The sequence below is a fragment of the Micromonospora sp. Mcm103 genome (genome assembly GCF_024519755.1).
Classification (GTDB): domain Bacteria; phylum Actinomycetota; class Actinomycetes; order Mycobacteriales; family Micromonosporaceae; genus Micromonospora; species Micromonospora aurantiaca.
In genome coordinates, this window is the sequence record NZ_JALJRJ010000051.1 from 1 (window position 1) to 1636 (window position 1636).

At 71.3% G+C, this 1636-nt stretch carries 1 protein-coding gene; it reads right to left on the reverse strand.

Going from position 1 to position 1636, the window contains the following annotated elements; genetic code table 11:
- The coding region (locus OC439_RS30120; RefSeq protein WP_262016375.1) for a condensation domain-containing protein at nt 1–1636 on the reverse strand (1636 nt) is incomplete at both ends.

Below are 1636 nucleotides of genomic sequence, written 5' to 3' on the forward strand. Positions count from 1 at the left end.
TCCAACACCAACCGATACATCGACGCCAAACGCTCAGCATGCCCCCGAGACAGCAGCTGGAGGTTGCCGCGCAGGTGCAGCCGGCCCGGCCCGGTCGAGATCGACAGGCCGAACTCGTTGATGCTGCGGCCCAGGCTGTCGCCGACCGTCACCTCGCCGTTCAGGCTCGACCCCAGCCCGGTGAAATCGTGGTAGCTGAAGTACGCCTCGATCATCCGACCGCCGTCGCCGTAGCTGCGCTCGATCTGCGGCATCGGGAAGTGCCGGTGCGCCCACATCTCGCGTTCCCGGGCGAAGGTGGTCGCGACCAGGTCCCGCCAGGTCCGCGCGCCCCGATCGTGGCGCAGCGGCAGCACGTTCAGGAACATGCCGTGCACCCGGTCGGCGTCGGCGGACTCCGGCCGGACATGGTGGGTCAGCCCGGACAGGAACGACGCCTCCGGGGTCAGGGCGCTGAGCACGTGGAGGTGGGCGGCCAGCAGCGTGCTCTTCATCGGGGCGCCGGCGCGGGCTGCGACGGTTCGCAACCCGTCCTCGAGGTCGTCGAACGGGATGTCCACCACGATCGTTCCGCCCGGCTCGCCCGCCGGAGCACCCCAGCCGGCGGGAACCTCGAACCGCGGGCAGTCCTCCACCTGCGAGCGCCAGAACTCCTGCTCGGACTCCGACGCGAGGGCGGACAGCTCGGCCGCGACCGTGTCGGCGAAACGCAGCGCCGGGGGTGCCCACGCGACCGCCTGGTCCGCCAACAGGCTGTGGTAGGCCTCGAACAGTTCGACGAAGAGCGTGCGCCGGCTCCAGCCGTCGAGCACGACGTGCGAGTTGACCGCGGTGAGCTGCCAACTGCCGTCCGCGCAGAGGTGCACGGTGAGCCGCAGCAGTGGCGGACCGGCGGGATCCAGCGGGTGCCGGCCGGCCTCGGCGACGTACCGTTCGATCACGGCGACGGCCTCGTCCGCACCCAGCCCGCTCAGGTCCTCGACCGCGACCCGCACCGGCACCTCGGCGTGCACGAGTTGTACCGGCACCGAGAAGCGGCCCAGGTTGATGCTGCTTCGCAGCACGTCGTGGCGGCGGGCGAGCAGGGCCGCGGCGGCCTGGAACCGCTCCGCGTCGAACGGGCGACCGTCGCGGATCCGCACGCTGGTCACCACGTGGTACGGCGGGTGCTCGCCACCCGCGAGCATCTCGACCTGCATGCCGATCTGTGCCTGGAGCAGCGGGTACGCGTCGTCCAGCCCGTCCGGGAGCACCGCGCGGTCCTCGTCGCTGATCAGACTGAACGGCCGCACGGGCGGGGGCGGCGTCGAGGCCCCCTCGCGCTGGGCGAGCAGCGCGCACAGTTCGCCGAGCACGGGGTACCGCATGAGGTCCTTGACCTCGACGTCGTACCCGTGGTCACGCAGGGTGCCGACGAGTAGCACGGCCCGGATCGAGTCGCCGCCGATGTCGAAGAAGCTGTCGGTGACACCGGCCCGATCGACACCGAGCACCGACTGCCACATCTGCGAGACCGAGGCCTCCAGCGGAGTCCTCGGGGCAGCGTACTCGCCACCGCCGCGCCACTGGTCCGCCTCCGGGGCGGGCAGGGCGCGTTTGTCGAGTTTGCCGTTGTTGGTCAGTGGGATCGCGTCGA